The organism is Cellulosimicrobium sp. BMG9.22 (assembly GCF_059159975.1).
Genome location: NZ_JBZGBY010000025.1, coordinates 1 through 17822, shown reverse-complemented (window position 1 = coordinate 17822; position 17822 = coordinate 1). Strand labels below are relative to the sequence as shown.

16 protein-coding genes are annotated in these 17822 nt (G+C 72.5%); 9 read left to right on the top strand and 7 right to left on the bottom strand.

Annotation, left to right across the window (positions count from 1 at the left end):
* Positions 1-31: 31 nt before the first annotated feature.
* The 3 genes from AC4H2H_RS15410 to AC4H2H_RS15400 form a co-directional block, all read right to left on the bottom strand.
* On the bottom strand, positions 32-1927 hold the full coding sequence (locus AC4H2H_RS15410; protein ID WP_494371695.1) for a hypothetical protein: 1896 nt from the start codon (positions 1925-1927) through the stop codon (positions 32-34).
* Between the two features lie 71 nt (positions 1928-1998).
* Positions 1999-3810: a hypothetical protein gene (locus AC4H2H_RS15405; RefSeq protein WP_494371694.1), complete on the bottom strand. Its 1812-nt coding sequence runs from the start codon at positions 3808-3810 to the stop codon at positions 1999-2001.
* A 221-nt stretch (positions 3811-4031) separates the two neighbouring features.
* A complete protein-coding gene (locus AC4H2H_RS15400) occupies positions 4032-5666 on the bottom strand; it encodes a glycoside hydrolase family 10-like protein (protein WP_494371693.1) in 1635 nt (544 codons plus the stop codon).
* Between the two features lie 209 nt (positions 5667-5875).
* Between AC4H2H_RS15400 and AC4H2H_RS15395 the strand changes: the two genes are divergently transcribed.
* Together AC4H2H_RS15395 and AC4H2H_RS15390 are read left to right on the top strand one after the other, a co-directional pair.
* On the top strand, positions 5876-6286 hold the full coding sequence (locus AC4H2H_RS15395) for a PadR family transcriptional regulator (RefSeq protein WP_494371692.1): 411 nt from the start codon (positions 5876-5878) through the stop codon (positions 6284-6286).
* On the top strand, positions 6283-7422 hold the full coding sequence (locus tag AC4H2H_RS15390; RefSeq protein WP_494371691.1) for a hypothetical protein: 1140 nt from the start codon (positions 6283-6285) through the stop codon (positions 7420-7422). The genes AC4H2H_RS15395 and AC4H2H_RS15390 overlap by 4 nt, the downstream gene beginning before the upstream one ends.
* A 102-nt stretch (positions 7423-7524) precedes the next feature.
* Here the strand turns inward: AC4H2H_RS15390 and purB are convergent, their stop codons facing one another.
* Positions 7525-9003 carry an adenylosuccinate lyase gene (gene purB, locus AC4H2H_RS15385; RefSeq protein WP_494371690.1) on the bottom strand — a complete coding sequence of 493 codons (1479 nt, stop codon included), beginning with the start codon at positions 9001-9003 and terminating at the stop codon, positions 7525-7527.
* Positions 9004-9173: 170 nt separating this feature from the next.
* Here purB and AC4H2H_RS15380 point away from each other — a divergent pair, with 170 nt between their 5' ends.
* Entirely contained in the window at positions 9174-9479 is a 306-nt protein-coding gene (locus AC4H2H_RS15380) for a hypothetical protein (protein WP_494371689.1), read from the top strand.
* Complete coding sequence (locus tag AC4H2H_RS15375; RefSeq protein ID WP_494371688.1) at positions 9476-11101, top strand: PGAP1-like alpha/beta domain-containing protein; 1626 nt, start codon at positions 9476-9478, stop codon at positions 11099-11101. The genes AC4H2H_RS15380 and AC4H2H_RS15375 overlap by 4 nt, the downstream gene beginning before the upstream one ends.
* A gap of 51 nt (positions 11102-11152) precedes the next feature.
* On the opposite strand, the gene AC4H2H_RS15370 is transcribed toward AC4H2H_RS15375, so the two are convergent.
* Positions 11153-11542 (bottom strand): phage holin family protein, encoded by a 390-nt coding sequence (locus tag AC4H2H_RS15370; RefSeq protein WP_494371687.1) that lies wholly within the window; start codon positions 11540-11542, stop codon positions 11153-11155.
* Positions 11543-11628: 86 nt separating this feature from the next.
* Here AC4H2H_RS15370 and hisC point away from each other — a divergent pair, with 86 nt between their 5' ends.
* Positions 11629-12711, top strand: a complete 1083-nt coding sequence (gene hisC / locus AC4H2H_RS15365) for a histidinol-phosphate transaminase (protein WP_494371735.1) — start codon at positions 11629-11631, stop codon at positions 12709-12711.
* A 1-nt stretch (position 12712) separates the two neighbouring features.
* Here the strand turns inward: hisC and AC4H2H_RS15360 are convergent, their stop codons facing one another.
* Together AC4H2H_RS15360 and AC4H2H_RS15355 are read right to left on the bottom strand one after the other, a co-directional pair.
* The gene (locus tag AC4H2H_RS15360) at positions 12713-13114 is read right to left on the bottom strand and encodes a PIN domain-containing protein (RefSeq protein WP_494371686.1); all 402 of its coding nucleotides are present in this window, start codon (positions 13112-13114) and stop codon (positions 12713-12715) included.
* Complete coding sequence (locus AC4H2H_RS15355; RefSeq protein WP_494371685.1) at positions 13111-13389, bottom strand: type II toxin-antitoxin system Phd/YefM family antitoxin; 279 nt, start codon at positions 13387-13389, stop codon at positions 13111-13113. Before AC4H2H_RS15355 ends, AC4H2H_RS15360 begins: the two co-directional genes overlap by 4 nt.
* Positions 13390-13480: 91 nt before the next feature.
* Here AC4H2H_RS15355 and AC4H2H_RS15350 point away from each other — a divergent pair, with 91 nt between their 5' ends.
* The 4 genes from AC4H2H_RS15350 to AC4H2H_RS15335 all read left to right on the top strand — a co-directional run bounded on the left by AC4H2H_RS15350 (position 13481) and on the right by AC4H2H_RS15335 (position 17666).
* Entirely contained in the window at positions 13481-13747 is a 267-nt protein-coding gene (locus AC4H2H_RS15350) for a DUF805 domain-containing protein (protein ID WP_494371684.1), read from the top strand.
* 273 nt (positions 13748-14020) lie between these two features.
* The gene (pdhA, locus tag AC4H2H_RS15345) at positions 14021-15151 is read left to right on the top strand and encodes a pyruvate dehydrogenase (acetyl-transferring) E1 component subunit alpha (protein ID WP_494371734.1); all 1131 of its coding nucleotides are present in this window, start codon (positions 14021-14023) and stop codon (positions 15149-15151) included.
* Positions 15148-16143, top strand: coding sequence for an alpha-ketoacid dehydrogenase subunit beta (locus tag AC4H2H_RS15340; RefSeq protein WP_494371683.1), 996 nt, complete (start codon positions 15148-15150; stop codon positions 16141-16143). Before pdhA ends, AC4H2H_RS15340 begins: the two co-directional genes overlap by 4 nt.
* A gap of 50 nt (positions 16144-16193) precedes the next feature.
* Positions 16194-17666, top strand: a complete 1473-nt coding sequence (locus tag AC4H2H_RS15335; RefSeq protein ID WP_494371682.1) for a dihydrolipoamide acetyltransferase family protein — start codon at positions 16194-16196, stop codon at positions 17664-17666.
* Positions 17667-17822: the final 156 nt, after the last annotated feature.

Below are 17822 nucleotides of genomic sequence, written 5' to 3'. Positions count from 1 at the left end.
CTACGACGGGCACACCCCGGGCACCAGGGCGCTACTCGACCGTGACGTCGCCGGGCACCGGGCGCGGACCGTCGTCACCCCCCGAGGTGACGAGGACCGTGCCCAGGTGGTTCAGGAAGTCGCTGGTGTGGGAGGACTGCGCCGCGAGCGACGCCGCGACGTCGCCGGCAGGCTTGCGGACGCCGTCCTCGCCGCGGGCGAGGTCGTACTCCCACGAGTCCGGGCTCACCTCGTGCACTGCATACTCCCCGAGCTGTTCCGGCGAGTACACGGCGTGCAGGTTCTGCTCCGAGTACAGGCTGAGCCGGCCCATCGCGGTGCGGTCCAAGGTCATGGTCACGGTCTGCCCGGCGCTCACGGGCGCGCCGACGTCCACCGGCTTCCAGCCGTCGCTGCCGTTGAGGAACGTGGCCGCACCCTCGTCGGCGGTGAACGAGTACGTGAGGGTCTCGCGCGTCGGGTCGAACGAGCCGTCCGCGCGCTGGTGGAACTCCGAGGTGACCTTCGGGGCGTCGCCGTTGTCGGCGACGTTGACGATGTCGCGCGACCCGTCCGGGAACGTGACGCTCGTGCCCGACATCCCCGACGACGCGCCGTCGAGGGAGTGCGAGAACGGCCCCGCCTCGAGGTCGAGGCGCTGCGCGTAGTCGTAGTCGTACTTCTCGATCCGCGTGGTGCCCGACACCCCGGCACCCGGCTCCTCGGGGAGGCGGCCGCGGAGGAGGAAGTCGTCGTAGCCGGCGCGGCCCTCGGCCGTCGACAGGTCGAACTCCGCGGTGTTGAGGGTCGCGTTCTCGAACGAGAGCTGGTTGACGAGCTTGGCGGACCAGCCGTCGGCCACCTCGATCCCGAACCCGTTCTCGGTCGTCAGGGCGTCGGTAGGACCGGACGTCACCCGGACCGTCGAGTCGTCGAGCTTCTCGAGCACGGTGGAGACGCCGTCCGCCTCCTGGATGGACGATGACACCGCGAGCTGCCGGTACGACGCCTCGAGCTCGGTCTTCGTCCAGGTGCTCCCGTCCATGGTGATCGTGCTGCCGGGTGGCATGGACGACGGGTCGAAGGGGTGCACCGTGCGCGGGTCGGCCACGTCGGCACCCTCGGGGACCTTCACCTCGTAGGAGCCGGACGCGCCCGCCGACGCGCCACCCTGGACCCCGAAGGCCTTGAGCTCGACCTCGCCGGACGCGCCGACGGACACCTCGCCCGACGCCGTCCAGGTGGTGAACCCGTCCTTGGTGATCATGCCCTCGCTCAGCGAGCCCTCCACCTTTGCCTCGCCGGAGATCCCGAGGCCCTCCACCCGCGACCACGAGCCCGACGCCGTGCGCTCGAAGGAAAGGGTCGAGGTGTTGGTCTCGGGGTCGTAGGACGTCGACACGCCGGCCTTGTCCTCCCACGCCCCTGGGGGCTTCTCGCCGAAGGGGCCGTACGACTCCCCGCCGAAGGTGCCCTCGCCGAGCGTGACCGACTCCGACCCATTCACCGTGGGGAAGCCCGGCAGCCCGGGCGGGAAGGCCGCGCTCGCCGTCGTCGCGGGCGTGGCGTCGTCGGCGGGAGAGCCGTCCGCCGGAGTGCTCTCCGAGCGCTCGCCGGTCCGCGACCCGTCGCCGGTCCGAGCCGAGCCGGTGCCGGGGCCGGGACCACCGGAGCTGGCGGTCCCGCCGCCGCTCGTGACCTCCTGCTGGTCGGCGTTCTCGCGCAGGCGCGCGCAGGCGTCGTCGAGCGTGCGCGCGGCGGCGGTCAGCGCGGGCTCGAGCTCGGACGACCAGCGCCCCCGGAGCTCGTCCGCGTCGCCGCCGTGCCAGCGCGTCTCCGCCAGCATCGTGCGCACCGCCGAGCGGGTGCGCTCGAGCAGCCGTGCCGACTCGTCCACCCGACCGGCGAGCGTCCGCAGCCCGTCGACGTCCGCCCCGTACATCCCCATGTTTCCCCCTGCTGCTCACTCTTCGTGTGGTCCGCCCGGTGGGGCGGCACGCTCGTCGTCGTCCTGTGCCCTCAGCCGGTCGGTGTGACCGTACCGGGGAAGCGTGCGGCCGAGCGGTCGCTGATCGAGCCGTCGCCCGCGGCGTTGATGTCGGAGATCATCATGACGAGCTCGAGGTCGGAGTCCGCCGAGCGCGCAAGGCTCGTCGCGAGCTGGTACGGGTCCGTGACCGCGTTCCCGTCGTAGTCCGTGACGACCGCACGCAGGTTCATGGGGAGATTGTCGTTCTCGACGGCCGTGTGCACGCTGTCGGCGAGCCGGCCCATCTGCGACTCCGTGAGCGTCATCGTCACCTGCTGGCCGGGCGACACCTCGCCCGGCACGGAGAACCCCGAGAATTCCCGCGTGTTGAAGTACTGGGACGACATGTCGTCCGCCGTGACGTCGAACGAGTAGGTGCGCGCGGAGGCGTCCTCGGTGCCGGAGGCGTCGTAGCTCTGCGACATGCGGAAGTCGCCACGCTCGCCGTACGTGGCCGTGAGGAGCTGCTCGGTGCTGCCGTCGGGGTAGGTCGTCGAGACCAACGACCCGGTGTTCTGGCCGATCTCCCACTCGGCGCCCCCGACGGGCGTGTCGAACCCGACGGTCGACGTCGAGTCGTACTCGACGCGCTCGATCGTCGTGGTGCCCGAGATGCCGGTCGACGGGTCGGCCGGGATCTCGCCGGTGACGAGGTAGCGGTCGTACGCGGCCTGGCCCTCCGCCGTCGACAGGTCGAACTCGGCGCTGCGCAGCGACGCGCCGTCGAGCGACGTCGTGTTGCCGAGCATGACCTTGACGGCGTCGAAGTCCACCCCGAGGCCGACGTGGTTGGCGATCGCCTCGGTCGGGCCGGCGGTCACCCGCACGGTGTCCTCGCCGGTGCGCTCGACGACGCTGCTCACGCCGTCCGACTCCTTGACGGACGACTCGAGGGCGATGTGCCGGAACGCGGCGTTCAGCTCCGTCTCCCCGTAGCTGCCGCCGTCCATCGTGACCGACGAACCTACGGGCATGCTGCGCGGGTCGAACGGGTTGATGGAACCGGGGTCGGTGACCCCGGCGTCGTCGGGCACCTTGACCGTGTACTCGGACGTGACGCCGGTCGTGTACCCGCCGCTGACTCCCGTGCCGCCCTTCTCGACGCCGCTCTCGACGCCGATCGACACGTCGGACGTGTTCGTGTACGTCGTGAAGCCGTCCTCGGACTTCTCCCCGACCGTGTACTCGGCGCTGCCATTGACGCCGAACGAGATCTTCGAGCCGTCCGTGGTCTTCATCCAGTCCGAGAGCGAGCCTGTGCCCGAGAACGTCGTCTCGCCGCTCTCGGGGTCGTGCGAGAGACCGAAGCCGACCTCCGAGTCGGTGCCCTCCGTCGCCGGGCTCCCGGGCAGGCCGTTGTCGGTGGAGCTCTTGTCGGCACCCTTGACGGTGACGGTCGGACCGCCGGGAGCGTCGTCGGAACCGGATCCGGTTCCCGACCCGTCACCCGAGCCACCGTTGCCCGCGCCACCGTTGCCCGCGCCACCCGGCCCGCCCCCGGAGCCGCCTCCCGGACCGCCCGGGGCGCCGCCCGTGCCGTCGGAGCTCGTGGACTCCTGCTGGTCGGCGTTCGTGCGGACCTTGTCCGCGGCGTCGCGAAGCGAGGCTGCCGCGGCGACGAGCGCCGGTCCGAGCTCTGCCGACCAGCGGCCACGGAGCTCCTCGCCGTCGGGACCGACCCAGCGGACGCCGGTCACCGCCGTGTCGAGCGTCGCGCGCGCGCTCTCGAGAGACTCCGCGCCCGTCGTGAGGCGTTGCGCGAGCGCGCGCAGCTCGCCGACGTCGGCACCGTAGAACCCCATGGTCGTCCCTCTGTCGCTGCGGATCGTGCCTCCGGAGCGTACGCGGGAGCGCACCTCTGCGTCTCGAGATGCCCATGGGGCGAGGTCCCCATGCCGGGCACCGGCAGTCCGACGGCGCGTGGCGCACCCAGCGAGCCACGCGCCGTCGGGCCTGCCCCTCGCGCGGCCCCAGTTCCGGCGAAGGGCGATCGTGCCGGGTCACGGACCCGGCACGACGATCGTCACACCGACCAGCGAACCCGGCTCGGTGCGGACTCGTTCCAGACCCGGTCGAGCGCGGTCACCACGTACGTGTAGCGCTGCCCGCGCACTGCCGTCGGGTCGAGGAAGTCCTGGAGCACCCGACTCTCCGCGCGCTGCGTCGCGACGAGGTTCGCCGGGTTCTCGATGTCTACGTGCTGCACCCGCCCGTCCGCGCGGTAGATCGCGAACGACGTCGCCGCGAACCGACGGCCCCCGGCATCGGTCCAGTGGACACGGACGCCGTCGTCGCGCCACCCCGCCCACGCGAGGACCGGGGTGCGAACCTTCGTCGCCGGCAGGTGCGGCATCGCGGGGACGATCGCCGGGTAGCGGTAGTGGTCGTCGCGCACGCGCGTCATCGAGCCCTGCGGGTCCGCCGGGACGTGCTTGGCCGAGAAGTACACGTTGCCGTGCACCGGGTGGGCCTGCTCGTGGCAGAACGTCAGGTGGTTCGAGAGTTCCGCCGGGTCGGTGAAGACGCCCGACGTCACCTTGTACAGCGCCTCCCCGATGTACAGGTGCGTCCCCGACTGCGCCGCGACGTCGGCCCACCACGGGACGAGCTGCGCGTAGTCCGCGACGGCGAGGCCGAGCTGCCAGTAGATCTGCGGGTTGATGTAGTCGAGCCAGCCCTCGAGCACCCACTTGCGCGTGTCGGCGAACTGCATGTCGTAGGACTGCGAGCCCCCGGTCTGGGAGCCGCGAGGGTCGGTCGACGCGTTGCGCCAGATGCCGAACGGGCTGATGCCGAACTTGACCCACGGCTTGGTCTGCTTGATGCGCAGCGAGATGGACTGCACGAACGTGTCCACGTTGTGGCGCCGCCAGTCCTCGATGCGGTCGAAGCCGGCGCCGTGGGTCGCGAACGTGTGCTGGTCCGGGATCGTCTGGCCCGCGACGGCGTACGGGTAGAAGTAGTCGTCGAAGTGCACGCCGTCGAGGTCGTAGTGCTCGACGCTGTGCAGGATCGCGGTCTTGATGTGCTCCTGCGCCTCGGGCAGCCCGGGGTCGAAGTAGAGCTTGCCGCCGTACGCCCACACCCACTCGGGGTGCTGCCGCGCGGGGTGCTCGGGGACGAGCTTCGTCGGGTCGGCCTGCATCGACACGCGGTACGGGTTGTACCAGGCGTGGATCTCGAGGTTGCGCCGGTGGCACTCCTCGACGACGAACCCGAGCGGGTCGTACCCCGGGTCCTGGCCCTGGGTGCCCGTGAGGTACTGCGACCACGGCTCGTAGGGGCTGGGCCAGAACGCGTCGGCCGTCGGGCGCACCTGGACGAACACGGCGTTGAGGCGGAAGTCGCGGGCGACGTCGAGCCAGTGGAGGAGCTCGGCCTTCTGCTGGTCGGCGGAGAGGCCGGACGCGGACGGCCAGTCGATGTTCACGACGCTCGAGATCCACATCGCGCGCAGCTCGCGCTTGCGGGGCGCGGGGGTGCCCGACGCCGCGGCGCGGGTCGCGTCGCCAGGTGCGGTGAGCGCGGCCGCCGGCGTGAGCGAGCCGACCGTCACCGTGAGCGTGCTCGCCGCGACCCCAGCCGTGGCGAGCGTGAGGAACTGTCGTCGTCCGACGCCGGCCGGGGCGGGAGGCGTGGGGGAGCCGTCGAGCGTCATTGCTGATCCTCCGTGGTCGTCGAGGTATATGGCAGATAGTTTCACAGAATGCTGGCGCTGTGAAGGTTTCCGCCAGACGCCGCCCGTCGGCCCCGCGACCCAATGCACCCGAACGCGACATGGGGGTCGTCATGCGGCGGGCAGCGACCCTCATGCCGTTCGCGGCGTGGTGTCGCCGATAGGTTTGCGGCGAAGGTATGGTCGACGGCATGGCATCCAGACCGCTCCAGGAACCCGCGTTCCTCATCCTGTCCGCGCTCGCCGCGGGCCCGCTGCACGGGTACGGCATCGCGCAGGACGTCGAGTCCAGCTCCGACGGGCGCGTCACGCTGCGCGCCGGCACGCTGTACGGCGCGATCGACCGCCTCGTCGCGGCGGGGCTCGTCGAGGTCGACCACGAGGAGGTCGTCGACTCGCGCCTGCGTCGCTACTACCGCCTCACGTCCGACGGCGGCACCCGCCTCGCCGCCGAGGCCGAGCGCGCCGAGTCCCAGGCGCGCCGCGCGCTCGAGCGTCTCGGCGCCCGACGGCGCACGGCTGCCCGCGCGGGTCAGGTCGCCCGTGCGCCCCGGGCCGGTCGAGCCGGTGGGCTCGCCGACGGCGGGGCGGTGCCGGCATGAGCGGGCACGGCGCGGACTCTCAGGGGGCGACCGACAGCGGGGCGGTTCGCGACGAGGTCGCGCGTGGTGCGATGGCGAACGGCCCGGCCGCGGAGCCCCGCGGGACGGTGCTCGTCGCCCCGGTCCTCGTCCGGGACCACCGGCGCCTCCTGCGGCTGTTCCCGTACACCTACCGGCGTGCGCGCGAGGCCGAGATGCTCGGGCACCTGCTCGACGGCGCGCAGCCGGGACAGTCGCGACCGACCCGAGCCGAACGGTGGGACCTGCTGCGAGCCGCAGCTCGGGAGTGGCTGCTCGCCCCGCTGGGCTCGACGGCGAGGCAGCGTCAGGCCTCGACGGCGGTGCTCGTGGCACTGCTCCCGCTGCTCCTTGCGCTCCCGATCGGGAGGACGCTGGGCTCGCTCGCCACGACCCTCACGGCACCTGTCCTTCAGCAGTACGCCCTTGAGTGGGCTCCTGCCGCACCGGCGTGGGTGCTGTGGTCCGTGGCGCTCGTGCTCGTGCTCGCCGGGCGGACCCGGGCCGGTCGACTCGTCGGGACGGCGGGCACGGCCCTGCTCGTGGTGTCCCTCACGATCCTCGCGATCGCAGGCGACTGGCACGACGTCTCGCGCGAGCTCGGCTGGCTCGCGCCGATGGCCGCGCTGCTCGTCGTGCTGCGTGAGCGTGAGGCGGCCGACCCGGTGGTGCCGCGTCGTGCGCTCGTGGCGACCGTCGGCGGGGGGCTCGTGCTGCTGCGCGTCGTCGTGGGCGCCGCGCAGTCGATGCCGGCGCTGGTCAACCCGGTCATGTCTGTGTCGATGTGGGCACTCGCGATGATCGGGCCGCTGCTGCTCATGGGAGTCGTGGTCGGCGGCGGGATCCTCGCACGCCGCGACGCGCGGCAGTGCCTGCCGGTCGCTCTCGGCGTCCTCGCCGGGCTCTGGGCCGGACGGTTCGGGCTGCTGGAGGCGAGCCCGCTCAACGGTCCCGGCCCGGACGTCCTCGTCTCGCAGGTGCTCGCGGTCGTCGTCGTCATGGCGGCCTCGCGCTGGGTCGTCAACCGTGCGGACGAGCTCACCGACGCTCGTGCGGCGCGGCGGGCGGATCCGGCACGCCCCGATTCGCAGCCCCCGGGCGAGCCGACCGCCGTCTGACACCCGCGCCGTCGACCACGACCTTGCGTGCGAACGAGAACGGGGTTGCTGTCGTTGTCGCGGCGACAACGACAGCAACCCCGTGGTCGGCGGGTGGCGGGGTCAGTCGAGGTGGTCCGCCACGAGGCGGGAGGCGAGGCCGGTGTACGACGCCGGGGTGAGGTCGGCGAGGCGCTGCGCGACGTCGTCGGGCAGACCGAGGCCGGCGACGAACTCGCGCAGGCGCGCCGCGTCGACGCGCTGGCCGCGCGTGAGGTCCTTGAGGCGCTCGTACGGGTTCTCCATGCCGGGCACGCCCGCGACGGACGCCGCGCGCATGGCCGACTGGATGGGCTCGCCGAGCACCTCCCAGTTCTCGTCGAGGTCGCGCGCCATGAGGTCGGCGTTCGCGGCGAGGGCCTTGAGACCGCGGCGCACGTTGTCGATCGCGAGGAGCGAGTGGCCGAACGCCGGGCCGACGTTGCGCTGCGTCGTCGAGTCCGTGAGGTCGCGCTGGAGGCGCGAGGTGACGAGCGTGGCACCGAGCGTGTCGAGCAGGGCCGACGAGATCTCGAGGTTGGCCTCGGCGTTCTCGAACCGGATCGGGTTGACCTTGTGCGGCATGGTCGACGAGCCCGTCGCGCCCGGCACGGGGATCTGCGTGAAGAACCCGAGCGAGATGTACGTCCACACGTCGGTCGCGAGGTTGTGGAGGATGCGGTTGAAGCGCGCGACGTCGGCGTAGAGCTCGGCCTGCCAGTCGTGCGACTCGATCTGCGTCGTCAGCGGGTTCCACGTGAGCCCGAGGCTCTCGACGACGTGCTTCGAGACCGCCGGCCAGTCCACGCCCGGGACGGCGACGGTGTGCGCGCCGTAGGTGCCCGTCGCACCGTTGAGCTTGCCGAGGTACTCCGCCGCGCCGATGCGGCGCAGCTGGCGGCGCAGGCGGTGCGCGAGGACGGCGAGCTCCTTGCCGAGCGTCGTCGGCGTCGCGGGCTGGCCGTGCGTGCGCGAGAGCATCGGCACGTCGGCGAGCTCGCGCGCCATGTCGGCGAGCTGGTCGGCGAGCGCCGTCGCGGCGGGCAGCCACACGTCGGCGACGGCGCCGCGCACCATGAGCGCGTACGACAGGTTGTTGACGTCCTCGCTCGTGCACGCGAAGTGCACGAGCTCGCCGACGCCGGGCAGCACGGTGTCCGCGCCGAGGGCCTCGGGAGCGGCGGCGAGGCGGCGCTTGACGAAGTACTCGACGGCCTTGACGTCGTGCACGGTCTCGCGCTCGATCGCGGCGAGCTCGGCGATCTCCTCGCCGCCGAACGTCGCGGGGATCGTACGCAGGTACGCGACCTCGGCGTCGGACAGCGCAGGCGCGCCCGGGACGACCGCGCCGTCGGTGACACCGGGGACGCCGTTGCACAGCGTGATCAGCCACTCCACCTCGACGTGGACGCGCTCGCGGTTGAGCGCGGCCTCGCTGAGGTGGTCGACGAGCGGCGCGACCGCCGCGCGGTAGCGACCGTCGAGCGGGCCGAGCGCGACGGGCGGGGTGACCTCGGCGAGCGTCACGCGGGCAGGGGCGTCTGCGGCAGGGTTCTCGGGCACGCCCCTGATTCTCCCACGCGTGCACGACGGCGGCCCGCGCCTCCCGCAGTCCGGGAACCTGAGCCGTCCCGCGGCTCCTGGCCGTCCCCAGGCCCACATTCCGAGAGTCCCGTTCACATCCGCGGTCCACGCCGTGCGGCGAGGTCGGCGCGCTCCCTACGGTCGCCGCCATGAGCTCCCCTTCACCACCGCAGTGCGTCGCCGCCCCCTTCGGGATCGCCTCCGCACGGGCGAGAGTCGTCCAGGCCGCCGCCGACGTCGGACGCCTGCGACCCGCGCTCGTCACACCCGACCTCCCGTGGGCGGGTCGTGCCCGCGCGTCCTACGACGACGCGGCCGAGGAACGGCGCGACGGCCTGGTCCGTCTCGAGGACGCCCTGGACACCTGCCTCGCGCGGCTGGACGCGGTCACCGTCCTCGCGGAGGACGAGCTCGCCCGGATCGACGCCGCGCTCGCCGCGGGAGCAGCGCCATGAGCGCCCCGGTGCCGCCGCCCGTGGTCGTCGTGCGCGGCGGCACCGAGCCCACGACGATCGAGACGGCGGCGGTCGTCGCGCAGGCTGCCGTCGTCGGCGCCCAGGCCGACGCGCTCGAGGCGACCGTGGCCGCGCTGACCGACGCCCGGCACGCCGTCGACGTCACGACCGCGTCGCCGACGGCGTTCGGGGGTCGGCGCGCGGCGCGGACCCCGCTCCAGGCGTCGTCGGGGTGGAGCGCGCACGCCACGCCGTTCTGGCCGGCGGAGGTGCGCGCGGCGCGGCGGGCCGCGCTCGACGCCTTCGACGCCGCGATCGGTCTCGCCCGGACGGAGGAGCGAGGGCTGTGGGGGCTCGCGGGCCGTCTGCGCCAGGCGGTGCGGGTGTACGACGACGCGGACGCCGTCGCGGCGGCGGCGTGGCAGGATCTGGGGCTCTTCGCGGCGGGTGGCCTCGGGCCGGTCGGGGCCGCGGCCGTCGCGATCAACGGCGTCCTGACCGCGGGGACCGTGGGGTTCGTGCACTCGCTTCTCCAAGGTCGCCCGTCTCCCTCCCGGTTCGTCACCACCGGCGAGTCGCTGCACCCGGCCACGATCCGCGCGCTGAGCCGCGCGATCGGCCTGTTCGACGCGGATCGTGCGTGGTACCGGATGCCGACGGTCGGCAACGGGGCGTCGGTGCTCCGCGGGGTCGTGCAGCCGCTGCGGGACCGGTTCCTGCGCGACCCCGAGGTGCGACGCGTCGACGCGCCGCCCGACCTGCCGACGCCCACTGACCTGCGCTCCACGCTCGGCGCCGTGGAGGCGCTCGAGAAGGACTCGACGCTCAGCGTGCAGAAGGTTGTCAAGGCCGACGGCACCCTGACCTGGGTCGTCGCGATCCCCGGCACGCAGCTCCTCAACCCCGGTTCCGTCTTCAACATGACGTCCAACTACCAGCTCATGGACGACGACCCGGCGGTGCGGGCGCAGGCCGACAGCTCGCGCGCCGTGCTCGACGCGATGAGGCAGGCAGGGATCGAGCCGGACGACGACGTCGTGCTCGTGGGGCACAGCCAGGGTGGCATGATCGCCGCGACCGTCGCTGCGGCGACCGCCGGGACCTACAGCGTGCGCCACGTCGTGACGGCCGGGTCGCCGGTCGCGGGCCACGACCTCCCACCGGGGGTCAAGGGCACGCACCTCGAGACTTCGGGGGAGGGAGTCTCCGACCTCGACGGCGCGGAGAACCCCGCGACGCCCGACAGGGTCACCGTGACGGGGGTGCTCTCGGCGCCGGGCGGCGGGCCGCCGCTCGAGGTCCCCCACGGCGTCGGGTACCACCAGGAGGTCCTCGACGCCGCCGTGGCGGTCGGCGACCGCGGGCTGGAGGAGCACCTGTCCGAGGTCGAGCAGCTCCTCGACGGCGAGGCCGAGGAGCCTCAGGTCTACGAGGCGCGGCTCGTCCCGAACCCGGACACCACGTTCTGCGTCGGCGACGTCACGCTGCCGGAGCCGAGCTGGCCCGGTCTCCCGGTGCCTGGGTTCCCGGTGCCCGGCGTTCCCCTGCCCAGCCTGCCGAACCCCGGGAGTGTGGCCCCGGTGCCCGGGGTGCCCGACGGCGGTGGCGGCGGTTCGCGGTGATCTGCGCGCTACGCCGACGAGCGCCCGCGTCGTGCTCCGGACGCGGGCGCGTCAGCGCTCCTTCCCCTTCGGGACGACGGCGGAGATCGCGAAGTTGATCAGCGCGATGATCAGCGCCGCCAGCAGCGCCCACCAGAAGCCGCCGATGATCCGGATGCCCCAGTCCGTCTGCTCGGTGATCCACGCAGTGAGCATGAGCATGAGCGCGTTGACCACGAGCGAGAACAGCCCGAGCGTGAGGATGTAGAGCGGGATCGAGATGATCTGCACGATCGGCTTGATGATCGCGTTGACCAGCGAGTACAGCAGCGCCACCACGAGGATGATGACGAGTTTGCCGCCGGCGGTGTCGGAGCCGACGATCTGGAAGTGGTCGTCGATGAACAGGCTCGTGAGCCAGATCGCGAGACCGGTGGCGAGGACGCGGACGACGAAACTCATAGCGGGCATCCTGCCACCGGAAGCTCGATCAGGCACGGCGCACCGCGGCGCGCCGCCGCCCAGGCGTGCAGGTGGCATGATCGAGGATCGTGGCTCACCAACCCCGCGTCCCCCTGCGTCCCGCCGTCGCCGCGCTGCCCGCCTACGTCCCGGGGGCGCGCGTCGCTCCCGGTGCGGCGGCGTTCAAGCTCTCGTCGAACGAGAACCCGTACCCGCCGCTGCCGTCCGTCGTCGCGGCGATCGTCGACGCCGTGGCGGACGTGAACCGTTACCCGGACATGTACGCGGCCGAGCTCACGGAGGCGCTCGCGGCGGACCTCGGGGTGGGGGCGGCCGAGGTCGTCGTGGGCAACGGCTCGGTCGCGGTGCTCGCCCACGTGCTCCAGACCGTCGTGCAGCCGGGCGACGAGGTCGTGTACCCGTGGCGGTCGTTCGAGGCGTACCCCATCGCGGTCGCCGTCGCGGGCGGCACGTCGGTCCAGGTCCCGGTGCAGACCGGCGAGAGCCTCGGCCGGCTCGACCTGGCGGCGATGGCGGCCGCGGTCACGGAGCGCACGCGCGTCGTGCTGGTGTGCTCGCCCAACAACCCGACGGGCCCGGCGGTGCACCGCGACGAGCTCGACGCGTTCCTCGCGGCCGTCCCGTCCGACGTCCTCGTGGTGCTCGACGAGGCGTACCTCGAGTTCGTGCGCGACCCGCAGGCGCCCGACGGCCTGGCCGTCTACGCGCAGCACCCGAACGTCGTGCTGCTCCGCACGTTCTCCAAGGCGTACGGGCTCGCGGGGCTGAGGGTCGGGTACGCCGTCGCGCGCCCGCGTCTCGCGGCGGGGATCCGGGCGGTGTCGACGCCGTTCGGCGTGTCGCACGTCGCCCAGCGCGCGGCGCTCGCGTCGCTCGCCGCGCGCGACGAGCTGCTGCAGCGCGTCGAGCACCTCGTCGCCGACCGCGCACGCCTCGTCGAGGGCCTGCGCGACCAGGGCTGGGCGCTGCCGGAGTCGCAGGCGAACTTCGTGTGGTTCGACCTCGGCGAGCGCACGATGCAGCGCGCCGAGGAGGCGCGTGCCGCCGGGGCGATCGTGCGCCCGTTCGCGGGCGAGGGACTGCGCGTGAGCGTCGGCGAACCGGAGGCGACGGACCTGTTCCTGCGCGTGAGCACGACCTGGCGGTAGGTCAGGCCTCCTGGGGGGCCGGCGAGACGATCTGGACGAGCTCCTCGAACGGACGGAAGTCGTCGCGGTCCGCGGTCATCACCGCGGCGCCATGCCGGTGCGCCTGCGCGGCGATGAGCGCGTCCTTGCTGCGGACCCGTGAGCCGGTGACACGTCCCTTGGCGTGCGCTGCGAGCAGGCCGTAGGAGCGGGTGCAGTCGAGATCGAAGGCGATCCAGTCGAACCGGTCGTCGAGGTCGTTGAGGTGCCGACGGCGTTCGGCGGCCTGGGCGGAGGAGCGTGCGGCACGGATCCCGAGCTCGAGCTCGGCGCGAGAGAAGATGCTCGCGCCGTACGACGCCTGCGGGTCGAAGTCGTAGCGCCCGAGGTCGACCAGGACGTTCGTGTCGAGCAGGACGATCACGCCATGCCCTCCCACGGGTCGCGCACGAGATCGCCGTCGCGCTCTCGCTCGATCTGGGCCACCACCGCGTCGGCGTTCTCTCGGCTCATCGTGGGCATGTCGGTGAGATCGGCGCCGCGAACCCACCGTGCGCTCCGGTGGCCGTTGTCCGGGACGAGTCGGACACCGGTGGGGTTCCCGTAGGCGGTGACCTCGATCTCCTGGCCGGTCTCGAGGACGCGACGGATCACGGCGTTCGGGTTCTGCTTGAGCTCGCGCGTGCCGACGGTCTCCACGGACTCAGGCTACGTCGAGGTGTAGACGTAGGTCTACACCACGAGTCGTCTCGGGTTGCCGCGGGTCACGAGCGCGAGAACACTCGCGAGAATGGACAACATCGATTCCGACCAGCTCGTCGAGGACTACGGCTGGCTGTTCGGTGGCGCGGCGGTCGTCGTCTACATCGCGGTGGCGGTGATCTTCTTCATCGCGTACATCAGGATCATCCAGAAGGCCGGCTACTCGGGCTGGTGGGTCCTCGTCGGCCTCGTACCGATCCTCAACGTGGTGATGTTCCTCGTCTTCGCGTTCTCGCGCTGGCCGGTGCTCCGCGAGCGCGACGCGCTGCGGTCGGGCGGCGGCTACCCGCGCTAGGGTCACCCCCTTGTGCGCGCGGGCGAGTCCGTAGGGTTTGGAGGTTCCCTACAGGCCGCTGCGGCAGATGTTGGGCGACACGTCGGCGGCCCAACCTACGGTGTCGTAGCCTACGCTTGCGTAGGCTACGGAGACGTAGGTTCCGACGGCGCCCGCCCCCAGGGCGCCTCCTGCCCCCGAGCGGACCGACCACGCGGCCGGGTCGCACCGAAGGAGAATCGCGTGACGGATCACGACGCGAGGAACGCCAGCACGCCCCCCGACCTGCCCGACATGGCGGGCGGGCCCGACGACGCGCCCCTGCTCCAGCTGGTGACGCCGGCGGGCGCGCGGGTCACCACTGCCGAGACCGACGGTTACCGCGAGCGCGTCGCCCACCTGGACGCCGATGCGCTGCGCGGCCTGTACCGCGACATGGTGCTCACCCGCCGCTTCGACGACGAGGCGACGTCGCTGCAGCGCCAGGGCGAGCTCGGCCTCTACGCGCAGTCGAAGGGCCAGGAGGGCGCCCAGATCGGCTCCGGCCGCGCGCTCGCGAGCCAGGACTACGTCTTCCCCTCCTACCGCGAGCACGGGATCTCCCACGTGCGCGGTATCGACCCGACGGCGCGGCTGCGGCTCTTTCGCGGCGTCGACCACGGCGGCTGGGACCCGACCGAGCACAACGTGCACCTGTACACGCTCGTCATCGGGTCGCACGCGCTGCACGCGACCGGCTACGCGATGGGCGTCCAGCGCGACGGCCTCGTCGGGTCCGGCGACCCGGGGCGCGACACGGCCGTCGTCGCGTACTTCGGCGACGGCGCGACGTCGCAGGGCGACGTGAGCGAGGCGCTCGTCTTCGCCGCGGTCAACAACGCGCCGGTCGTCTTCTTCTGCCAGAACAACCAGTGGGCGATCTCCGAGCCCACGTCGAAGCAGACGCGCGTCCCGCTCTACCGTCGCGGTGGGGGCTTCGGCATCCCGAGCGTGCGCGTCGACGGCAACGATGTCCTCGCGTGCTACGCCGTCACGGCCGAGGCGCTCGAGCGCGCACGCAGCGGCGGCGGTCCCACGTTCGTCGAGGCGTTCACCTATCGCATGGGCGCGCACACGACGTCGGACGACCCGACGAAGTACCGCTCGCGCGCCCAGGAGGAGTACTGGCGCCGGCGCGACCCGATCGACCGGCTCGAGAACCTGCTGCGCGCCGAGGGCTCGTGGGACGACGCGTTCGCCGCCGACCTCGCGGCCGAGGCGGACGCGCTCGGCGAGCGTCTGCGCACCGAGACCCGCGCGCTGGCCGCGCCCGCGCCGTCGAGCATGTTCGACCACGTCTACGCGACGCCGAACGCGGTCGTCGAGCGCGAGAAGGCGTGGTTCGCCGAGTACGAGCAGTCGTTCGCCGAGGAGGGCGCCCGATGAGCGAGACCACCAAGACCCTGACCCTCGCCCGCGCGATCAACGAGGGCCTGCGCCGGTCGCTCGAGACGGACCAGAAGGTCCTGCTCATGGGCGAGGACATCGGTGCGCTCGGCGGTGTCTTCCGCGTGACCGAGGGGCTGCAGAAGGACTTCGGCGAGGACCGCGTCGTCGACACGCCGCTCGCGGAGTCCGGCATCCTCGGCACCGCGATCGGCCTCGCGCTGCGCGGCTACCGGCCGGTGTGCGAGATCCAGTTCGACGGGTTCATCTTCCCCGCCTACGACCAGATCACGACGCAGCTCGCGAAGATGGGCTACCGCTCCGGCGGGAAGCTGCAGGTGCCCGTCGTGATCCGCGTGCCGTACGGCGGCGGGATCGGCGCCGTCGAGCACCACAGCGAGAGCCCCGAGGCGCTGTTCGCGCACACGGCCGGGCTGCGCGTCGTGTCCCCGTCCACGCCGCAGGACGCGTACACGATGATCCAGGAGGCGATCGCCTCGCCCGACCCGGTGCTGTTCTTCGAGCCGAAGGGTCGCTACTGGGAGAAGGGCCCCGTCGAGGTCGCCGGTCGGGGCGAGGGCGCCACCGTGCTCGACCGCGCGCGCGTCGTGCGCCCCGGGACCGACCTCACGCTCGTCGCCTACGGGCCGACCGTCGCGACCGCGCTGCGCGTCGCCGCGGCCGCCGAGCAGGAGGGCCGCAGCGTCGAGGTCGTCGACCTGCGCAGCATCTCCCCGCTCGACACCGCGACCGTGGTGGAGTCGGTGCGCCGGACCGGACGCTGCGTCGTCGTGCACGAGGCGCCGACCTACCTCGGCTCCGGCGCCGAGGTTGCGGCACGCGTGACCGAGGAGTGCTTCTACTCGCTCGAGGCGCCCGTGCTGCGCGTCGGCGGGTTCCACACGCCGTACCCCGTCGCCAAGATCGAGCACGACTACCTGCCGAGCCTCGACCGCGTGCTCGACGCCGTCGACCGCGCGTTCGCGTACTGACGCGCCGCGCCCCACGCGACCTCGACAGCGACCACCTGGAGGACGACGCAGTGCCCACCTTCGAGAAGTTCAACCTCCCCGACGCGGGCGAGGGCCTCACCGAGGCCGAGATCGTGCACTGGCACGTCGCCGTCGGCGACGCCGTGACGGTCAACCAGACGATCGTCGAGATCGAGACGGCCAAGTCGCTCGTCGAGCTCCCCTCGCCGTACACCGGCGTGGTCACCGAGATCCTCACGCCCGAGGGCACCACGGTCGAGGTCGGCGTGCCGATCATCGTCGTGGACACCGACCCGAGCGGCGCGGCTCCGGCACCGAGCGCACCGGCCCGCGTTGTGCACGACGACGCAGCCGCGGCCGACGCTGCCGCCGCACCTGCAGCGCCGACGGAGTCGGGCGGCTCCGGCTCGGTGCTGGTCGGGTACGGCACCGTCGAGCCGGGCACCACCCGCCGCCGTCGCCGTGGCACCCCGGCCGACCTGTCAGCACCTCCGGGGTCCGGAGACCCGTCGAGTGCTGACAACTCCGGGCGCCCGACGTTGTCAGCGCCCCAAGGCTTTGGAGACCAGCCTGTCGCTGACAGCTTGGTCGCGAGCCCTGCCGTCGGCCACGTGCACCTGCCAGTGCTCGCGAAGCCACCCGTGCGCAAGCTTGCCAAGGACCTGGGCGTCGACCTCGCGAGCGTCGCAGGGACCGGCCCGGGCGGGATCGTCACGCGCGAGGACGTCGTCGCGCACCACGAGCAGGCGCAGGCCAAGCCGCTCGCGACGTACGCCGACGACGACCAGCCCTGGCTCGCACCCGGCGGCGTGACGGCGGACGGCCGCCAGACCCGCGTGCCCGTGAAGTCCGTGCGCAAGCGCACCGCCGAGGCGATGGTCGCGAGCGCGTTCACCGCCCCGCACGTCACCGTGTTCCAGACCGTCGACGTCACGCGCACCATGAAGCTCGTGCGGACCCTGCGCGAGGACCGCGAGTTCGCCGACGTGCGCGTCACGCCCCTGCTCGTCACCGCCAAGGCGCTGCTCCTCGCGGTGCGCCGCCACCCGGAGATCAACGCGAGCTGGGACGAGGCGGCACAGGAGATCGTCTACAAGCACTACGTGAACCTCGGCATCGCGGCGGCGACGCCGCGCGGGCTCGTCGTGCCGAACATCAAGGACGCCCACCGCCTCGACCTGCACGGCCTCGCGGGCGAGATCGCCGACCTCACCGCGACCGCGCGCGCCGGGCGCACGACCCCGAAGGCCATGAACGACGGGACCATCACCATCACCAACGTCGGCGTCTTCGGCACGGACACCGGGACCCCGATCCTCAACCCCGGCGAGGCCGCGATCCTCGCCTTCGGCGCGATCCGCGAGCAGCCGTGGGTCCACAAGGGCAAGATCAAGAAGCGCTGGATCACCCAGCTCGCCCTGAGCATCGACCACCGCCTCGTCGACGGCGAGCTCGGCGCGCGGTTCCTCGCCGACGTCGCGAAGGTCCTCGAGGACCCGGCCCGCGGCCTGGTCTGGGGCTGACGGAGGCAGAACCCCGATCTGCCCTGGTCCGCCGAGGTAGAACCATGGTCAGCCGAAGTAGAACCCTGGTCTGCCGAAGTAGAACCCTGGTTCTTGTGTCGGACGGCGCGTGGTCGCGTTGGGTGGGCGGGGTGGGTGGGGGCGCCGCGTCTACCA

Bases quoted from the DNA above. Each gene is read 5' to 3' on its own strand.
- AC4H2H_RS15350 (WP_494371684.1), top strand. From the start codon at position 13,481: ATGGACAACATCGATTCCGACCAGCTCGTCGAGGACTACGGCTGGCTG.
- pdhA (WP_494371734.1), top strand. From the start codon at position 14,021: ATGGCGGGCGGGCCCGACGACGCGCCCCTGCTCCAGCTGGTGACGCCG.
- AC4H2H_RS15375 (WP_494371688.1), top strand. From the start codon at position 9,476: ATGAGCGCCCCGGTGCCGCCGCCCGTGGTCGTCGTGCGCGGCGGCACC.
- AC4H2H_RS15395 (WP_494371692.1), top strand. From the start codon at position 5,876: ATGGCATCCAGACCGCTCCAGGAACCCGCGTTCCTCATCCTGTCCGCG.
- AC4H2H_RS15410 (WP_494371695.1), bottom strand. From the start codon at position 1,927: ATGGGGATGTACGGGGCGGACGTCGACGGGCTGCGGACGCTCGCCGGT.
- AC4H2H_RS15380 (WP_494371689.1), top strand. From the start codon at position 9,174: ATGAGCTCCCCTTCACCACCGCAGTGCGTCGCCGCCCCCTTCGGGATC.
- AC4H2H_RS15370 (WP_494371687.1), bottom strand. From the start codon at position 11,542: ATGAGTTTCGTCGTCCGCGTCCTCGCCACCGGTCTCGCGATCTGGCTC.
- AC4H2H_RS15340 (WP_494371683.1), top strand. From the start codon at position 15,148: ATGAGCGAGACCACCAAGACCCTGACCCTCGCCCGCGCGATCAACGAG.
- AC4H2H_RS15400 (WP_494371693.1), bottom strand. From the start codon at position 5,666: ATGACGCTCGACGGCTCCCCCACGCCTCCCGCCCCGGCCGGCGTCGGA.
- AC4H2H_RS15390 (WP_494371691.1), top strand. From the start codon at position 6,283: ATGAGCGGGCACGGCGCGGACTCTCAGGGGGCGACCGACAGCGGGGCG.
- AC4H2H_RS15405 (WP_494371694.1), bottom strand. From the start codon at position 3,810: ATGGGGTTCTACGGTGCCGACGTCGGCGAGCTGCGCGCGCTCGCGCAA.